The 15,022-nt window shown below is 75.2% G+C and carries 11 protein-coding genes; 7 read left to right on the top strand and 4 right to left on the bottom strand.

Features of this window, described 5'->3' with window-relative positions:
* Positions 1-44: 44 nt before the first annotated feature.
* The 7 genes from ACIPSC_RS19625 to dacB all read left to right on the top strand — a co-directional run bounded on the left by ACIPSC_RS19625 (position 45) and on the right by dacB (position 10,179).
* On the top strand, positions 45-1,010 hold the full coding sequence (locus ACIPSC_RS19625; RefSeq protein WP_400827091.1) for a cobalamin biosynthesis protein: 966 nt from the start codon (positions 45-47) through the stop codon (positions 1,008-1,010).
* Positions 1,007-2,524 carry a cobyric acid synthase gene (locus ACIPSC_RS19620; protein ID WP_400827090.1) on the top strand — a complete coding sequence of 506 codons (1,518 nt, stop codon included), beginning with the start codon at positions 1,007-1,009 and terminating at the stop codon, positions 2,522-2,524. Before ACIPSC_RS19625 ends, ACIPSC_RS19620 begins: the two co-directional genes overlap by 4 nt.
* Positions 2,517-4,616, top strand: coding sequence for a putative cobaltochelatase (locus tag ACIPSC_RS19615; RefSeq protein ID WP_400827089.1), 2,100 nt, complete (start codon positions 2,517-2,519; stop codon positions 4,614-4,616). The genes ACIPSC_RS19620 and ACIPSC_RS19615 overlap by 8 nt, the downstream gene beginning before the upstream one ends.
* A 5-nt stretch (positions 4,617-4,621) precedes the next feature.
* Complete coding sequence (cobO, locus tag ACIPSC_RS19610) at positions 4,622-5,227, top strand: cob(I)yrinic acid a,c-diamide adenosyltransferase (protein WP_400827088.1); 606 nt, start codon at positions 4,622-4,624, stop codon at positions 5,225-5,227.
* A 19-nt stretch (positions 5,228-5,246) separates the two neighbouring features.
* Positions 5,247-6,668, top strand: coding sequence for a cobyrinate a,c-diamide synthase (locus tag ACIPSC_RS19605; protein WP_400827087.1), 1,422 nt, complete (start codon positions 5,247-5,249; stop codon positions 6,666-6,668).
* A 204-nt stretch (positions 6,669-6,872) separates the two neighbouring features.
* Positions 6,873-8,324: a M6 family metalloprotease domain-containing protein gene (locus ACIPSC_RS19600; RefSeq protein WP_400827085.1), complete on the top strand. Its 1,452-nt coding sequence runs from the start codon at positions 6,873-6,875 to the stop codon at positions 8,322-8,324.
* A 238-nt stretch (positions 8,325-8,562) separates the two neighbouring features.
* Positions 8,563-10,179 carry a D-alanyl-D-alanine carboxypeptidase/D-alanyl-D-alanine-endopeptidase gene (gene dacB / locus ACIPSC_RS19595; protein WP_400827084.1) on the top strand — a complete coding sequence of 539 codons (1,617 nt, stop codon included), beginning with the start codon at positions 8,563-8,565 and terminating at the stop codon, positions 10,177-10,179.
* A gap of 397 nt (positions 10,180-10,576) precedes the next feature.
* On the opposite strand, the gene ACIPSC_RS19590 is transcribed toward dacB, so the two are convergent.
* The 4 genes from ACIPSC_RS19590 to ACIPSC_RS19575 form a co-directional block, all read right to left on the bottom strand.
* Positions 10,577-11,551, bottom strand: coding sequence for a hypothetical protein (locus tag ACIPSC_RS19590; RefSeq protein ID WP_400827083.1), 975 nt, complete (start codon positions 11,549-11,551; stop codon positions 10,577-10,579).
* Positions 11,552-11,669: 118 nt separating this feature from the next.
* The gene (locus ACIPSC_RS19585) at positions 11,670-12,704 is read right to left on the bottom strand and encodes a TolB family protein (protein ID WP_400827082.1); all 1,035 of its coding nucleotides are present in this window, start codon (positions 12,702-12,704) and stop codon (positions 11,670-11,672) included.
* Positions 12,701-14,071: an MFS transporter gene (locus ACIPSC_RS19580; RefSeq protein ID WP_400827080.1), complete on the bottom strand. Its 1,371-nt coding sequence runs from the start codon at positions 14,069-14,071 to the stop codon at positions 12,701-12,703. The genes ACIPSC_RS19585 and ACIPSC_RS19580 overlap by 4 nt, the downstream gene beginning before the upstream one ends.
* Before the next feature lie 5 nt (positions 14,072-14,076).
* A complete protein-coding gene (locus ACIPSC_RS19575) occupies positions 14,077-14,994 on the bottom strand; it encodes an alkaline phosphatase family protein (protein ID WP_400827187.1) in 918 nt (305 codons plus the stop codon).
* Positions 14,995-15,022: the final 28 nt, after the last annotated feature.

Here is a 15,022-nt window from a genome sequence, read left to right as displayed (position 1 = left end):
GCGATGCAGGCTGCCCAGCCCCACCGAGACCTCCGCTGCCTGCCGTGCGCCCGCTGACCCGCGCCGCCGCCTTCGCCCTGGGCGCCGTCGCCGGCAGCCTCGCCGACGCCCGGTTCGCCGACCCGCGCCGCGGCCACCCGGTGGCGCTCTTCGGCAGCGCGGCCGGCCGCCTGGAACGCCGGATCTGGCGCGACGACCGCGCCGTCGGCGCCGCCTACACCGCACTCTGCGTGGGCACCGTCACGGCCGGCGCGCTGGCCGCCGAGCGCCTGCTGGGCCGGCGCCTGCCCGGGCGGGCCGCGCTGGCCGCCGCCGCCACCTGGACGGTGCTCGGCGGCACCTCGCTCACCCGGGAGGCCCGGACCATCGGCCGCTCGCTCGCCGCGGGCGACCTGACGGCGGCCCGGGCCCGGCTGCCGCACCTGTGCGGGCGCGACCCGAGCGCGCTGGACGAGCAGCAGGTGGCCCGCGCCGTGGTCGAGTCGGTCGCCGAGAACACCGCCGACGCCGTGGTGAACGCGCTGGTCTGGGGCGCCGTCGCGGGCACGCCCGGGCTGCTCGCCTTCCGCGCCGTCAACACCCTGGACGCGATGGTCGGCCACCGCTCGCCGCGGCACACCCGCTTCGGCTGGGCCTCGGCCCGGCTGGACGACGTGGCGGGCTGGCCGGGCGCCCGGCTGACCGCGCTGCTCACGGTGGCCGCCGCGCCCGAACCCCGGACCGCCTGGCGGGTCTGGCGCCGGGACGGCTCCGCGCACCCCAGCCCCAACGCGGGCCAGGCCGAGGCGGCCTTCGCCGGCGCCATCGGCGTCCGCCTGGGAGGCACGCTCCATTACGGCGACCGGGTCGAGCACCGGCCGGTCCTCGGTGCGGAGCTGCGGCCGGTCGGGGTGGACGACATCGAACGGGCCTGTCAGCTCTCCCGGCGGGTGGGCGCGCTGGCCCTGGGTACGACGGTCGCGGGGCACCTGCTGCTCCGGGCGGTCCTGGGCAGGAGGGGAAGGGCATGAGCAACGCGCTGCTGGTCGCCGGGACGACCTCGGACGCGGGCAAGAGCGTGGTCACCGCGGGCATCTGCCGCTGGCTGGCCCGGCAGGGCGTCAGTGTCGCGCCGTTCAAGGCGCAGAACATGTCGCTGAACTCGTTCGTCACCGCCGACGGCGCCGAGATCGGCCGGGCCCAGGCGATGCAGGCGCAGGCGGCCCGGGTCGAGCCCGAGGCGGCGATGAACCCGGTGCTGCTCAAGCCCGGCGCGGACGGCCGCAGCCAGGTGGTGCTGCTGGGCCGGCCGGTCGCCGAGGTCGGCGCGCTGGACTACCGCGAGCGCAAGCCCGTCCTGCTGGAGCGGGCCCTGGAGTGCCTGGCCGACCTGCGCCGCCGCTACGACGTGGTGGTCTGCGAGGGCGCCGGCTCGCCGGCCGAGATCAACCTGCGGGACCGGGACATCGCCAACATGGGCCTGGCCACCGCCGCCGGGCTGCCGGTCGTCGTGGTCGGGGACATCGACCGCGGCGGCGTGTTCGCGGCGATGTACGGGACGCTGGCGCTGCTCTCCGCGGAGGACCAGCGCCACGTGGCCGGCTGGTTCGTCAACAAGTTCCGCGGCGACGCACGGCTGCTCGCCCCCGGGCTGGAGATGCTGCGCGAGCTGACCGGCCGTCCGGTGCTGGGCACCCTGCCGATGCTGTCCGGGCTCTGGCTGGACGCCGAGGACTCGCTCGACCTCACCACCGTGGTGGACCGCACCGAGGGCCGCGGGCCGGTGGGCCGGGACGTGCTCCGGGTGGCCGTGGTGCGCTTCCCCCGGCTCTCCAACTTCACCGACGTGGACGCGCTGGCCCAGGAGCCGGGCGTGCTGGTCCGCTGGGCCACCCGCCCGGAGGAGCTGGCCGACGCCGACCTGGTGGTGCTGCCCGGCACCCGGGCCACCGTCGCCGACCTGGCCTGGCTGCGCGAGCGCGGGCTGGAATCGGCCCTCCGGGCGCGGGCCGCGGCCGGACAGCCGGTGCTCGGCGTCTGCGGCGGCTACCAGATGCTCGCGCGCGAGATCGTGGACGGCGTCGAGTCCCGGGCCGGCGCGGTGGACGGGCTCGGCCTGCTGCCGACGCACGTCCGGTTCGGCGCCGAGAAGGTGCTCGGCCGGCCGGTCGGCGAGGCCTACGGGCAGCGGGTCGAGGGGTACGAGATCCACCACGGCGTGGTGACCGTCGAAGGCGGCACGCCCTTCCTGGACGGCTGCCGGGTGGACGCGGTCTGGGGCACCACCTGGCACGGCGCGCTGGAGAACGACGGCTTCCGGCGCGCCCTGCTGGGCGAGGTGGCCGCCGCCGCCGGCCGGGACTTCGTCGCAGCCCCGGACACCTCCTTCGCCGCCGCCCGCGAGGCCCGGCTCGACCGGCTGGGCGACCTGATCGAGGAACACGCGGACACCGACGCACTGTGGAAGCTGATCGAGGGCGGGGTGCCGGCCGCGGGCGCGCTGCCGTTCCTGCCGCCCGGGGCCCCCTTGGAGAATCATGAGTGACGTCCGCTACCCGTTCACCGCGATCGTCGGCATGGCCGACCTGCGGCTCGGGCTGCTGCTCAACGCCGTCTCCCCGGCCGTCGGCGGGGTGCTGGTGCGCGGCGAGAAGGGCACCGCCAAGTCGACCATGGTGCGCGCGCTGGCCGGCCTGCTGCCGTCCATCGCCACCGTCGACGGCTGCCGCTTCGCCTGCGACCCGGCCGCGCCGGACCCGCAGTGCCCGGACGGCGCGCACGACGGCGCACCCGCGTCGGCGCGCGCGGCCCGGCTGGTCGAACTGCCGGTCGGCGTCTCCGAGGACCGGATCGTCGGCTCGCTGGACCTGGAGCGGGCGCTCGCCGAGGGCGTCAAGGCGTACGAGCCGGGGCTGCTCGCCCAGGCCCACCGCGGCGTGCTCTACATCGACGAGGTCAACCTGCTCCAGGACCACGTGGTGGACCTGCTGCTGGACGCCGCCGCGATGGGCCGCTCCTACGTCGAGCGCGAGGGCGTCTCGGTGCGGCACGCCGCGCGGTTCCTGCTGGTCGGCACGATGAACCCGGAGGAGGGCGAGCTGCGGCCGCAGCTGCTCGACCGGTTCGGCCTGACCGTGGAGATCGCGGCCACCCGGGAGCCGGCCGAGCGGGCCGAGGTGGTCCGCCGCCGGCTCGGCTACGACGCCGACCCGGCGGGCTTCGCCGCGCGGTTCGCGCCGGACGAGCGGGAGCTCGCCGAACGGATCACCGCGGCCCGGAAGCTGCTGCCCGAGGTCGAGCTGACCGACCGGGCGCTGCGTCAGATCACCGCGGTCTGCGCCGCGTTCGAGGTGGACGGGCTGCGCGCGGACATCGTCATGGCTCGCACCGCCGTCGCGCTGGCCGCCTGGGCGGGGCGCACCGAGGTGCTGGAGGAGGACGTCCGCAAGGCCGCACAGCTGGCGCTGCCGCACCGGCGCCGGCGCAACCCCTTCGACGCGCCCGGCCTGGACGAGGAGCAGCTGGACCGGACACTGGCGGAGCACGCCGGACCGGAGGAGCCCGAGGAGCCGGCGGCGGAGGACCCTCGGCCGGAGGGCCCCGCCGACGGCGGGCCCGGGGACGACGGCCCCGAGCCGGACGGCGACGGCCCGGACGGCGGTCCGGACGGCGGCGGGGGCGGCGCCCCCGAACCGGCCGGCCCGCCCGCCCCGACCGGCACCGACGCACCTGCGCCGGGGCCCGAGGAGGCCCCGCAGCAGCCGGTGCCCGTCCAGCCGCCCGCGCCCGGACGGGAGGCCGCCCCGGTGGCGGCCGGCGAGCCGTACCGGACCAGGCTGTTCAAGGTGGACGGCACCGGGCGGGGCGCCCAGGGCCGCCGCTCCCCTGCCGAGACCGACGGCGGCCACACCATCCGGGCCCGGCGCCCGCAGGGCCGGCTGGCCCGGCTGCACCTGAGCGCCACCCTGCAGGCCGCCGCGCCGCACCAGGTGGCGCGCGGGCGGACCTCGCGCGCGCTGGTGCTGGCCAAGGACGACTTCCGCGAGCAGGTCCGCCAGGGCCGGGAGTCCAACCTGGTGCTGTTCGTGGTGGACGCTTCGGGCTCGATGGCGGCCCGGCAGCGGATGACCGCCGTCAAGGGCGCGGTGCTGTCGCTGCTGATGGACGCCTACCAGCGCCGCGACAAGATCGGCATGATCACCTTCCGCGGGGCGGGCGCCGAGCTGGCCCTGCCCCCCACCTCCTCCGTCGAGGTCGGCGCGGCCCGCCTGGAGTCGCTGCCCACCGGCGGCCGGACCCCGCTGGCGGCCGGGCTGCTGCGGGCGCACGAGGTGCTGCGGGTCGAGCGGATGCGCGACCCGCACCGGCGGCCGCTGCTGGTCGTGGTGACCGACGGCCGGGCCACCGGCGACCGGGACGCGGTGGCCCGGTCGCACCGGGCGGCCGGGCTGCTGGCCGCCCAGGGCGTGACCGGCGTGGTGCTGGACTGCGAGGCCGGCCCGGTCCGGCTCGGCCTGGCCCGAACCCTGGCGGCGCGGCTCGGCGCCTCCGCCGTGACCCTGGACGAACTGCGCGCCGAGGGCGTCGCCTCGCTCGTCCGCGAGAACCGTGCCACTCCCCTGCGAAAGGCGGCCTGATCCCCATGCCCAAGGGCGTTCCCGAGAGCGTTCCCGACGACGGCCTGACCACCCGCCAGCGCCGCACCCAGCCGATCACCGCCGTGCACACCGGCCCCGGCAAGGGCAAGTCCACGGCCGCGTTCGGCATGGCGCTGCGGGCCTGGAACCAGGGCTGGCCGGTCGGGGTGTTCCAGTTCGTGAAGTCCGCCAAGTGGAAGGTCGGCGAGGAGAACGCGCTGCGCGTGCTCGGCGCCTCCGGCGAGGGCGGCACCGTCGACTGGCACAAGATGGGCTCCGGCTGGTCCTGGATCCAGCGCTCCTCCGAGATGGAGATGGACAGCGAGGCGGCGGCCAAGGAGGGCTGGGAGCAGGTCAAGCGCGACCTCGCGGCCGAGACCTACCGCTTCTACGTGCTGGACGAGTTCACCTACCCGATGCACTGGGGCTGGGTCGACCCGGAGGAGGTGGTCGCCGTGCTGCGGGACCGCCCCGGCAGCCAGCACGTCGTCATCACCGGCCGGTACGCGCCCGAGCCGCTGACCGCCTTCGCCGACCTCGTCACCGAGATGACCAAGGTCAAGCACCCGATGGACGCCGGCCGCAAGGGCCAGCGCGGCATCGAGTGGTAGCCCCGGGAGACCCCTGCACGTGAACATCCCCCGCCTCGTCGTCGCCGCGCCGTCCTCCGGCTCCGGCAAGACCACCGTCGCCACCGGCCTGATCGCCGCGCTCGCCGCGCGCGGGCTGGCGGTCTCGCCGCACAAGGTCGGCCCGGACTACATCGACCCGGGCTACCACGCCCTGGCCGCCGGGCGGCCGGGCCGCAACCTGGACGCGTTCATGTGCGGGCCGGAGCGGATCGCGCCGCTCTTCCTGCACGGCGCGGCCGGGGCGGACGTAGCGGTGGTCGAGGGCGTGATGGGGCTGTTCGACGGCGCGTCCGGCCGGGGCGAGCTGGCCTCCACCGCGCACGTCGCCAAGCTGCTGCGGGCGCCCGTGGTGCTGGTGGTGGACGCCTCCTCGCAGTCCCGCTCGGTGGCCGCGCTGGTGCACGGCTTCGCCTCCTGGGACCCGGAGGTCCGGCTCGCCGGGGTGATCCTCAACCGGGTCGCCTCCGACCGGCACGAGCTGCTGCTGCGCGAGGCCCTGGAGGAGGGCTCCGGGGTGCCGGTGCTGGGCGCGGTGCGGCGCTCGACCGCCGTCGCCACACCGTCGCGTCACCTCGGCCTGATCCCGGCCGTGGAGCGCTCGGCGGAGGCGCTGCGGGCGGTCGCCGACATGGGCGAGCTGGTGGCCGCCTCGGTGGACCTCGACGCGGTGCTGGCGCTGGCCCGGACCGCTCCCCCGCTGGACGCCGAGCCGTGGGACCCGGCGCGCGAGGTCGCCCCGGTGGCCGGCGCGCCGCGGATCGCGATGGCCGGCGGCGCCGCGTTCTCGTTCTCCTACGCGGAGAACGCCGAGCTGCTCACCGCCGCCGGCGCCGAGGTCGTGCCGTTCGACCCGCTGCACGCCGACGGGCTGCCCGAAGGCACGGCCGGCCTGGTGATCGGCGGGGGCTTCCCCGAGCTGTACGTCCGGGAACTCAGCGCGAACGCCCGACTGCGGAAGGCGATCGGCGAGTTCGCCGCGGCGGGCGGGCCGATCGCCGCGGAGTGCGCCGGACTGCTCTACCTCGGGCGGGAGTTGGACGGTCTGCCGATGTGCGGGGTGGTGGAGACCACGGCCCGGATGACCGAGCGGCTGACCCTCGGGTACCGGGAGGCCGTGGCGCTGCACGACTCGCCGCTGGCGCCGGCCGGCACCCGGCTGCGCGGGCACGAGTTCCACCGCACGGTCTGCGAGCCGGCGGCCGGGGAACGGCCCGCGTGGGGCTGGCGGCTGCCGACGGGCCCGCGCACCGAGGGGTTCGCGGTCAGCGCGGGGGCGGGCGCAGCGGGTGCGGGCGGCAGCACGGGCCCGGGCACGGGCGGGGCGAACGTTCACGCTTCGTATCTGCACCTGCACTGGGCGGGATCACCACAGCTCGCCGCCACGTTCGCGGCGGCCGCGGCGGCCCATCGCGCGGGCTGAGCCGAACCGACGGCCCCTCGGGTCTGGTGCCGCCCCCGTCCGGGCGTCAGAATGGGGACAGAAAACCGCATATCGCCCCAATCGCAACCGGTACCGGCCAGACCCGACCGCCTCCGGCGAGCCGACCGATTGCCGGCGACCGCCCACTCGGCGGGGTCGCCGAAGCCGCCCCCGCGGGGTGGACAGGCTCAGGGAGCCGTCACGATGCGTATCGACTTAACCCCGCTGCATCACCACCCCACCGACCACCGCCACGCCTGCCCGGTGCCGCTGGCACCCAAGGCGTTCGCCCAACTCCGTGCCCGCTACCAGGACCTCGTCGAGAGCCGGCGGCTGCCGGAGGACGTCTCCTTCGAGCAGTACTACTACGTCTGGCGCTCCCGGCGGCGCGGCGAGAACGTCATCGGCCTCGACGACGGCGCCGTCCGGCCCGGCCCCAGCACCGGGGCCCAGCTGATCACCCGACCGACCAAGCGGCTGAAGGACGAGGTCCGCACCCTGGTGCTGCTGGTGGACTTCCCCGACCTGCCGCACGGCCCCGACCACACCGTCGGGCACTTCGAGCAGATGCTGTTCAGCACCGACACCTTCGCCACCGGCTCGATGCGCGACTTCTACCGCCTGGTCAGCGGCTTCGACCCGACCCACCCGGCGAACGGCGGCATCGACGTGGTCGGCGAGGTGCACGGCTGGTTCCGGCTGCCGCACCCGCTCTCCTTCTACGCCGACGACCAGTCCGGCATGGGCAACCCGCCGCGGAACTCCCAGGGCATGGCCGCCGACGCCCTGGCGCTCGCCAAGCAGGAGGGCATCGACTTCACCGGGTTCGACGCCCTCGGCGAGCACCTCGTCACCGCCCTGTTCATCGTCCACGCAGGCTCCGGCGCCGAGCAGTCCGGACAGCCGGGCGACCTCTGGAGCCTCAAGTGGAACCCGCCCGACGTGAACGGCGTGGAGGTCGGCCCCAAGCTGCGGGTGCAGACCTTCCTGACCGTCCCGGAGGACTGCGCGGTCGGCGTCTGCGCCCACGAGTGGGGCCACCTCGCCGCCCGCTGGGCCGACTTCTACGACACCGGGCGCCTGGAGGCGACGACCTCCAACGGCCTCGGCAACTACTGCCTGATGGCGGCCGGCTCCTGGGGCAACGAGGGGATCACACCGGTCTTCCCGAACGGCATGCTCCGGATGTTCCACGGCTGGACCGTGCCGCAGGAGGTCGTCAGCACCACCCGCGGCATCGTGCTGCGGCCGGTCGCCGAGGGCGGCGACCTGCTCTTCGTCCGCAACCCGCAGCGGATGAAGGAGAGCCAGTACATCGTCGTCGAGTACCGCCGGAAGTCCGGCCAGGACCGCTTCCTGCCCGACCAGGGCATCGCCGCCTACGTGGTGGACGAGGCCATCGACAACGTCAACGACGAACACCACCTCGCCATCGAGCTGCTGCAGGCCGACGGCCGGCGCGACCTGGCGAAGATCTTCGGCACCGGCAACCGCGGTGACAACACCGACCTCTACCCCTCGCTCGGCAACACCAGCATCGGCCAGAACACCGTCCCCGCACTCAACGAGCCGGACGGCACCTGGAGCGGCGTCACCCTCGACATCGCCGGATCGTCGGGCGCCGAACAGATGGAGGTGGACGTGACCATCGCCTGACGCGCACCGCCTCCTGACGCGGCCTCAACGGGGCACACGCCGGGCGTCGACCGGCCGTCGGGCCCTGCCCGCGCCCTTCGCCCGTACGCCGCCCCCGGGCGGCAGCACGCTGCGCCGTCCGGGGCGGCATGCGGGTGAACGGCGTGGGCGGGTGTTCGGCGGGCGGGTGCGGCGCGGTATGCCTGGCCGGGTCGACCGACCGTCAGAGCGGTCGGGGTACCGCCCGGAAGGTGGGTTCATGAGATCGAGAGCGATTGCCCGAGGCCTGCGTGCCGTGGCCGCCGTCGTCACCGCGACGGCGGCCACCGTCATGAGTGGCGGGACGGCGGGTGCGGCCCCCGTCCAGGACGCCGGGCTCAGCCCGGACATCCTGGCGATCATGAACAAGCCGGCCTACGAGCACGCGCAGTGGGGCCTACTGGAGATCGACGACACGACGGGCGAGGTGATCCACTCGCTCTACCCGAACCAGTTCTTCATCCCCGGTTCGACGGCCAAGCTGGTCAGCGTCTCCAGCACCTGGCACACCCTCGGCGGCGACCACCGGTTCACCACGCCCGTGCAGGCCCTCGGCACCCGCAGCGGCCCGGTCCTGGACGGTTCGCTGGTCCTGGTCGCGCAGGGCGACCTCACCATGGGCGGCCGCACCAAGCCGGACGGGACCGTCGACTTCACCCCGATCGACCACACCTACGCCAACGACCTCCCCGGGGCGACGCTGACGCCCGAGAACCCGCTCGCCGGCCTGAACGAGATCGCCGGTCAGGTGCGCGCCGCCGGCATCACCGAGGTCCACGGGGACGTCGCGATCGACCCCCGGCTCTTCACGTCCTTCTCCGAGCTGGACCCGAGCCCCACCCCGCTGATCATCAACGACAACCTCATCGACCTGCTGACCACCCCCACCGCCCCCGGCCAACCGGCGGAGCTCAGCTGGCGGCCGCAGGTCGCGCCGTACCAGGTGGAGTCGACCGTGCGGACGGTCGCCGCCGGCGGCACCACCGACCTCGTCGTCACCGCCTCGCCGGACGGCACCCGCATCACCGTCTCCGGCACCATCGCGGCCGACGCGCAGCCCACCCTGAGGGTCTCCCACATCCAGGACCCGAACGCCTTCGGCCGCACCGCGCTGATCGAGGCGCTCGCCCGGGCCGGCGTCACCGTCACCGCCCCGCCGACCGGGCCCAACCCGGTCGGTGACCTGCCGCCCTCCTACGACGGCACCGAGCGCGTCGCCGCGTACGTCTCCCCCGTCTACGAGCAGTACGCCCGGCTGATCCTGAAGGTGAGCCACAACCTCGGGGCCAATCTGGGGATCTGCCTGATGGCCGTCGCGGCCGGCAGCCACGAGTGCGCGGACGGCTTCGGCGGCATCAACGCGTTCCTGCGGCAGGCCGGCATCGACCCGACCAAGGTGCAGCTGCTCGACGGCCGCGGCGGCAACCCGGTGGACCGGGTCACCCCCGACGTGGAGAACGAGATCCTGCACTACTGGCAGGGCACCCCGGACGCCGACCGGTTCCGCGAGGCGCTGCCGATCCTCGGCGTGGACGGCTCGCTGGCCTTCGCCTGCGACGGCTGCCCCACCTGCCCCGGCAAGGGCAAGGTGTGGGCCAAGCCCGGCTCGGTGGTCGGCCTCGACGCGGTCAACCAGCGGCTCGCCGTCGGCGCCGAGACCCTCGGCGGCTACCTGGCCGCCGGCCACGGCCGCCTCCACACCTTCTACCTGGCCGTCAACGGCGCTTCCACCCAGGACATCAACACCTTCTTCGACGTGGTCAACGACCTGAACCGGATCGCCGGCCTTCTCCAGGAGCAGGCCGAGGCCCGGCAGCACGGACCCGTCCACCACTGAACCGCCCGGCACCGACCCGCCCGGCACCCGATGAGGGCCCCGACCGTCCGACGGTCGGGGCCCTCACCCGTCCGGACAGGGCCCAGGCGGCCGCGAGGTCCTCGGCGGCCGGCCGGTCGGCGTACAGCTGGAGCGACCAGTCGCCGTCGTGGAGCACCGCCCGGCCGTCGCGCGGGGCGGCGGTCATCACCCGGTACTCGTCCCGGCCGAGCCGGACCCGGTGGATCGTCGTCCTCAGCTTCACTGCCCACCCCGTTCCGACGCGCACGGGAAGTCGGCCGGTCCGACTTCCCGCTCCGCCCCGTGCCGTGCCCGGTGCCGGGCCGTGCGGTTTCGGGGGCCACTGCAGGCGGCCGCGGAGGGTGCACCTCCGGCCGCCCAGGGCCTGGTGGCCCCGTCAGCCGCCGATGGCGCGGACGTAGATGTCGGCGGCGCCGGGGAGGCCGCTGGGGATGGTGGCGACGTAGATGCGGCGGCCCGGCACGAGGTGGACGGGGGCCGGCGTGGGCGTGGGGGTGGGAGTGGGGGTCGGGGTCGGGGTGGGCGTGGCGGTCGGGTCCGGGCTCGGCGAGGCGGTCGGGGAGGGGGACGGGGCCGGGGATTCGGGGTCGTCGGCGGAGCGCAGGCCGGACGGGGACGGGGCAGCGGCTTCGGTACCGTCCCCGTCCTCGGCGGCGGTCTCGTCCGACGGCTCCTCGTCGGGGCAGGGCGACGGCCCCGCCGGCTCCGGGGACGCGCCGTCGGTCGCGGTCGGCGAGGGCGCGACGGTCGGGGTCGGGGTCGGAGTCGCAGTCGCGGCCGGCGAGAGCCCGGCCGTCGGCGACGGCGACGGAGTGGCCGTCGCAGTGGCCTCCGGGGTGGCCGTCGGCGTCGGGGACGGCGAGGGCTGCGCCGGTTCGGCGTCGGTGAGCTCCTGGGCGGTGTCCGGCTCGTCGCCGCCCAGGGCCGCGGTCAGGTCGGTCGGCAGCGGGGCCGTCGGCCCGGGGGCCGGGAGGCCGTAGGTGCGCAGGAAGTCGCCGACACCGACGTCCTGGCCGCCGGCCAGCCGGTAGTGCAGGTAGGCGACCGGCGCCCCGTCCGCGAGGTGGGTGTACACCGCGCCCACCGGGACGTAGTAGCGGCCCGCGCCCGGGTGCTGGGAGGGGTGGAGCCCGGCCAGCAGCTCGGCGCGGTCCCGGTCGGTCTCGACCGCGCCGCGCCCCAGCGTCAGGGCGTTGACGCCCCGGACGGCGAGGGCCGCCAGGGCCGCGACGGAGAGCACCAGCCCGATGGCGACCGTCCGCCGCAGGACCGGGCGCCCGTGCAGGGCCGGCCAGGAGTCGCTGGACATGCGTTCGGGCGACAGCCCGCCGTCGGGCCCTCGTTGCGTCACTGTTCCTGCTCCCCCGGTCCGTCGACGCGTCGTGGCGCCGCCGCCACTCGTCGTGCTCGACTCGTAGTGTCGACGTGGACACTACGCTCGAAGTTCCGAGTGGGACCAACCGGCCCTATCAGCCCGGATATGCCGGGGCCACGGCGGCTTCGAGCAGCCGTACGGCCGCGCCGCCGCCGTCCGCCGGGACGGTCCACAGGTCGGCGCCGAAGTCGCCCGGGAGGGCGTAGAGCAGGGTGGCGCCGTCCGACCAGAGCACCTGGTCGTCGATGTTGCGCTGCTCGGCGGTGGCGGTCTCGGTCATGGTGGCGAGGTCGAGCACGTAGAGCCGCCAGGGCGCGTCCGGGGAGGCGTCGGCGACCCGCTTCTTGTACGCGATCCGCGTCCCGTCCGGGGAGAGCGAGGGGCACTCGACGTTCTCGTGGAGCGTGGTGAGGGTGCGGGCGGCGAGGTCGCCGCGGACGAGGTGGGTGCGGCCCCCGGTGGCGACGGTGGCGTAGAAGGTGTTGTCGTCGGCGAAGGTGACGCCCCAGACGTTGACGTCCGGCGCCCGGTACGGCTTGCCGTCCTTGATCAGGTCGAAGTCCTCCAGGTTGTCCCGGAGGTTCCAGTCGCGGACGTCGACGATCGAGGTGCGGGTGGAGAAGTCGGTGCCCGCGTAGGAGTCGCCGCTGACGAAGACCGTCCACGCCGCGAGGTGGCCGGACGGCGAGACCCGGGAGCGGGTCGGAATCCCGGCGGCCGGGAAGGAGCGCAGCTCGTGCAGCCGGTCGTCGAGCACCACCGCGCGGTAGCTGTCCTGCAGCGCGCCGCGCTCGGCCTGGAGGCAGATCCCGGTACCGCCGGCCGTGTGGAAGCGCAGGCACTGGACGCCGGAGGCGGTCCGCGGCCCGTCCGGGTGGTCGGCGGCGACGGTGGCCAGCTCGTCCCGGTGCGGGCCCCAGGCCATGTTCCGGAAGACCAGCGTGCCGGCCTGGCCGGGCTTGAGGGAGACCGTGCCGCGGGTGACCACCGGGCCGCCGGGCTGCGCCCGGTCGCGCTCGGCGGAGCGGTCGGCGGCGTACAGCACCGCGCCGGTGCCGACCGAGCCGAGCAGCAGCACGGCGAGCAGCAGGATCAGCACCCGGGTGCGGTTCCGGAGGGACGTGGTCACGAGGGCACCTCGGGGTCGGTCGTACGGTCGGTCGTGCGGTCGGTCGTCGTGGGGTCGTGCACGGGGACGGCGGCGGGTTCACGGAACACCACGGCGGCCCCGGCCACGCAGACCGCCAGTGCGACGGCCGAGCAGGCCAGCGCCGAGGTGCCGCCGACGGCGCTCCACAGCGCGCCGAACACCAGCGAGCAGGCGAACCGGGCGAGCGCCTGCCCGGTGCCGACCAGGGCCAGCCCGGCGCCGCGCCGCTCGGCCGGGACGGCGTCGGCCGCGGCGGCCGCCAGCACCCCGTCGGTCGCGGCGTAGAACGCGCCGTGCAGCACCAGCACGCAGACCGCCACCGGCAGCCCGCTCAGCGGCGAGAGCAGCAGCCCGTACGCCAGCAGCAGCACGCCGTGGCCGGCCAGGAAGAGCCGGCGGCGGCCGACCCGGTCGGCCAGGGCGCCGAGCGGCACGGCGAGCAGCAGGAAGGCGCCGGCGGTGCCGAGCGGCAGCAGCGGGAAGAGGTCGGTGGCGAGGCCGAGCCGGCGCTGCACGAGGAGGAAGAGGAAGGAGTCGCTGACGGTGGTCAGGCCGAGCAGGACGGCGCAGAGGGTCAGCCGGCGCAGTTCGGGCAGGCGCAGCAGGGCGAGGCCGTCGCGCAGCCGCGGGCGCCCGGCGGCCGGGGGCGCGTCCGCGGCGGGGGTGAGGCGGTTCGGCACGAACAGCAGCAGGAGCAGCACGCCGAGCACCGCCACACAGGCGCTGACGGCGAACACCGCGTCGTAGCCGTGCCGGTCGCCGCCGTCGGCGAGCAGCGGGCCCCCGGCCAGCCGGAGCACCAGGAAGGCGGCGAGCGGGCCGAGCAGCGCACCGGCCGTGTCCATCGCCCGGTGCACGCCGAACGCCCGCCCGCGGTGGGCGGGTTCGGTGGCGAGCGAGATCATCGCGTCCCGCGGGGCGGTGCGCAGGCCCTTGCCGGTGCGGTCGGCGGCCAGCACGGCGCCGATCAGCGGCACGGTGTGGACGAGCAGCAGCAGCGGCTTGCAGAGGGCCGACAGGCCGTACCCGAACGCGGCGACCGCCTTGTGCCGGGGCGCGCCGTCGCGGCCGGGCCGGTCGGCGAGGTGTCCGCCGGCCAGCCGGACCAGGGCGCTGAAGCCGTTCTGGATGCCGTCCAGCAGGCCGAAGCCGAGCGGGGAGAGGCCGAGCCCGGTGAGCAGGTAGAGCGGCAGCACCGCGCTGACCATCTCGGAGGAGACGTCGGTCACCAGGCTGACGGCGCCCAGCACCACCACGGTGCCGGGCACGGCGGCGGCCGCCCGCCGCCCCGGCTGCGGAGCCGGGGCGACGGGGGCCTTGGAGCTGCGGGATTCCGCGACGTACACGGGCGTCAGTTCCAGATGCCGGTGATGGTGGCGGCGGTGTTGGCGTTGCCCGCGTGGGTGGTCAGACCGGAGAGGTCCTCCAGCGTGCGCAGCACGTTGTAGTGGTTGTAGGTGGTGGAGCTGGAGGAGCCCGGGGTGACGTGGGCGCCGTAGAAGAGGGTGGGGATGCGGTTGCCGGAGAGGCGGTTGTCCTCGTCGAAGGTGAGCACGAGCATGCTGTTGTTGTTCTTGGCCCAGGCGGCGTAGGCACCGAGCTTGTTCTTGACCCAGGTGTCGCCGGTGGAGACCGAGCAGTCGTGCATGTCGTTGCAGAGGTCCGGGATGACGAAGGAGACCTTCGGCAGCTGGGTGTAGTCGGTCGGGAACTGGTTGAAGGTGTACGCGGTGCTGGTGGGCACGTTGCTGAAGCCGAACCACGGGTTGTGCTTCTGCGCGTACTTGCCGCTGGAGCAGGCGGTGGAGCCCTGGCTCGGCAGGCCCTCGTTGTAGCTGCCCCAGGTCTTGCCGGCGGCGATCAGCTCGGAGGCCAGGTTGGGGGCGCCGATCGAGCCGACCTTCACGCAGCTGTCGTCCGTGCGGCCCTGGTTGGAGCCGGAGAACAGCTGGTAGTAGTTGGGCTCGCTGGGGTGGGTGAGCCCGTAGGACTGGGTGAGGTTGGCACCGCCGGCCTTGAGGGTGTTGTTGATGTACGGCGCGCTGGAGCTGCCGATGAGCTGCGAGTAGGCGTGGTTCTCCAGGACGACGACCACGATGTGGTCGGGCGCCGGGAGGGTGGCGGCCTGGGCGGCGGTGCCGGTGACGGCCCAGAGGCCCAGCGAGCCGGCCGTCAGGGCGACTCCGGCGGCGAGGGCGGTCAGGGTGCGGCGGCGGGAGCGCTTCGGCGCGGCGGGGGCCACTGCGGGGGCCACTGCGGCGGCGTTCATGTCAACGGTGTCGGGAGTCTCGGGCATC

The sequence above is a fragment of the Kitasatospora sp. NPDC090091 genome, from assembly GCF_044747365.1.
Taxonomy (GTDB): domain Bacteria; phylum Actinomycetota; class Actinomycetes; order Streptomycetales; family Streptomycetaceae; genus Kitasatospora.
This window is presented reverse-complemented; position numbering and strand designations above follow the sequence as displayed.

What these genes read in the sequence shown, in the direction of transcription:
- ACIPSC_RS19620 (WP_400827090.1), top strand. Translation starts at nt 1,007, where the DNA reads ATGAGCAACGCGCTGCTGGTCGCCGGGACGACCTCGGACGCGGGCAAG.
- ACIPSC_RS19615 (WP_400827089.1), top strand. Translation starts at nt 2,517, where the DNA reads ATGAGTGACGTCCGCTACCCGTTCACCGCGATCGTCGGCATGGCCGAC.
- cobO (WP_400827088.1), top strand. Translation starts at nt 4,622, where the DNA reads ATGCCCAAGGGCGTTCCCGAGAGCGTTCCCGACGACGGCCTGACCACC.
- ACIPSC_RS19600 (WP_400827085.1), top strand. Translation starts at nt 6,873, where the DNA reads ATGCGTATCGACTTAACCCCGCTGCATCACCACCCCACCGACCACCGC.
- dacB (WP_400827084.1), top strand. Translation starts at nt 8,563, where the DNA reads ATGAGATCGAGAGCGATTGCCCGAGGCCTGCGTGCCGTGGCCGCCGTC.
- ACIPSC_RS19575 (WP_400827187.1), bottom strand. Translation starts at nt 14,994, where the DNA reads ATGAACGCCGCCGCAGTGGCCCCCGCAGTGGCCCCCGCCGCGCCGAAG.